General features: G+C 59.4%; 4 protein-coding genes. All 4 read left to right on the top strand.

The window, feature by feature from the left end:
- Nucleotides 1-502, top strand: a 502-nt coding sequence (locus ACFVSJ_RS24350; RefSeq protein ID WP_387439694.1) for a glucose-6-phosphate dehydrogenase assembly protein OpcA, incomplete at its 5' end; no start/stop codon positions are given.
- An 83-nt stretch (nt 503-585) separates the two neighbouring features.
- Entirely contained in the window at nt 586-1,182 is a 597-nt protein-coding gene (gene hxlB / locus ACFVSJ_RS24345) for a 6-phospho-3-hexuloisomerase (protein WP_387439693.1), read from the top strand.
- Nucleotides 1,183-1,259: 77 nt separating this feature from the next.
- On the top strand, nt 1,260-1,883 hold the full coding sequence (hxlA, locus tag ACFVSJ_RS24340; protein ID WP_387439692.1) for a 3-hexulose-6-phosphate synthase: 624 nt from the start codon (nt 1,260-1,262) through the stop codon (nt 1,881-1,883).
- 233 nt (nt 1,884-2,116) lie between these two features.
- Nucleotides 2,117-2,201: NAD(P)-binding domain-containing protein (locus ACFVSJ_RS24335; RefSeq protein ID WP_310059728.1), on the top strand; the 85-nt coding region annotated here is incomplete at its 3' end.

Below are 2,201 nucleotides of genomic sequence, written 5' to 3'. Positions count from 1 at the left end.
CCAAGCCCTCGACACCATCCGCCAAACATACAAAGCCGGCGACACCGACCTCGCCTGGACCCGCCTCACCAACTGGCGCATCCAACTCGCCGCCGCAGTGGACCACATTGAGCCGGAGTCAGTGACAGCTGCCCAGGTTGAGGGTGCACCAGACTCGCCAAGCACCATGCTGCTGGCAGCGTGGCTTCGCAACACTTTGAGGGTGCCGGTGAACGTTCAAGCTAGACCGTCGGGAAGCGGTGTGCGGCGTGTGCTCTTGTTGTCGGAGCAGGGTCACGTTCAACTTTTCCGTCCCGACCATTATGTTGCCGATCTCACTCAGCCCGGCCAGCCCGCGCAGCGGATCACCCTGCCGCGGCGCAGCCTCAAGGACTGCCTCGCAGAAGAACTCCGCCGGCTCGACCCCGACGAGGTCTTCGGAGACACCCTCGCATTGCTCGATCCCATTCACACTTACGGCGAATCACCCTTGCCAAGCTCAAGACTCGTCGGCGGCCGCTAATTTCGCGGCAAGAAATCGTTCACCGCAACCCAGCGACGCGGTCATCGGTTAGCCCCGTCACCTACGAAATGAAAGTCCTCAATATGACCTCAATAACGCCCAGCGCACAAACGGCAGACACTGCACGGGCACTCACAGCCAACATCTCTCTGATCCAGGATGAGATCACGGAGACCTTGGCAGGCGTGGATAAACACCAACTGGCCACCCTGGCCGCCCACGTCGAAGACGCGAAGCGGATTTTCATCGCCGGAGCAGGTCGTAGCGGCCTTGTACTTCGAATGGCCGCCATGCGGCTAATGCACCTGGGACTGACAGTTCATGTCGCGGGGGATACAACGACCCCGGCCATTGCCGCGGGTGACCTGCTCATTGTTGCTTCGGGCTCCGGTACAACGTCCGGGACCGTCAAGAGCGCCGAAACGGCCGCCAATGTGGACGCGCGAATCGCGGCAATCACGACAAACCGTAGTTCCCCACTGGCCCTCCTGGCCGACGTCGTGATTGAGGTACCTGCAGCCCAGAAAACAGATCACAGCTCCTCCGCTACCAGCCAATACTCCGGCAGCTTGTTTGAGCAGGCACTTTTCTTGGCAACCGAGTCTGTTTTCCAGACCCTGTGGGAATCGGCTGAGGAGCCAGCAGAACAGCTTTGGCTGCGTCACGCAAATTTGGAATAGCCCGACGCAGACCCCAGAACTCCGCTCGGCATCAACCGGACGGATTGGTTTAACCCATTTCAACGAAAGTAGTAAGAATGAAAATCCAGGTTGCAATCGATCTTCTGACCACCGAAGACGCCCTCGAATTGGCAGGTAAAGTCGCAGAGCACGTCGACATCATCGAACTGGGCACCCCGCTGATCAAGTCCGCTGGGCTCTCCGCAATTACTGCTATCAAGGGTGCACACCCGAACAAGATCGTTTTCGCCGACATGAAGACCATGGACGCGGGCGAGTTGGAAGCTGACATTGCTTTTAAAGCAGGTGCGGATCTCGTTTCCGTCCTTGGAAGCGCTGATGACTCCACGGTTGCGGGCGCAGTTAAGGCTGCTCAGGCACACAACAAGGGCATTGTCGTAGATCTCATCGGTGTCACCGACAAGGTCACGCGAGCCCGGGAAGTCCGCGCTCTGGGTGCAAAGTTCGTAGAGTTCCACGCAGGCTTGGACGAGCAGGCGCAGCCAGGCTACAACCTCACCGGTCTGCTCAGCGCAGGAGAAGAAGCCCGTGTGCCATTCTCCGTTGCCGGCGGGGTAAACCTGACCACCATCGCAGCCGTGCAAAAGGCTGGCGCTGACGTGGCAGTCGCCGGTGGAGCCATCTATGGTGCAGCCGACCCGGCACTTGCCGCAAAGGAACTCAAGGCCGCCATCTCCTAGTTCCAAAGACCAGGGTGGGCCACGCGACCAAGGGCTGGCCCACCTTGGTGGGAACTGAAGAACATCCAACCGGTTCCACAAGCAAAAGAGTGAAGGGTCCGCACCTTTGCGGTCTTTCACGACCTTTGGACCCGCCAGGGACCATACCGGCACCGAACATGAAACATAGCCCTAACTGAGGCTACGCCCCAAGCGGTGCCCATATAACCCTTGCCAAACTGTCTGGAGTTTTGATGTCAGCACACATCGGTGTCACCGGCCTAGCGGTGATGGGCGCCAACCTGGCCCGTAACCTTGCCCGCAATGGCTTCACCGTGG

Origin of the sequence: Paenarthrobacter sp. NPDC058040, from assembly GCF_042885775.1 — a bacterium.
In the GTDB taxonomy this organism is placed as follows: Bacteria; Actinomycetota; Actinomycetes; order Actinomycetales; family Micrococcaceae; genus Arthrobacter.
The sequence above is the reverse complement of the archived record's forward strand: the minus strand, read 5'-3'. Positions and strand labels throughout refer to the sequence as shown.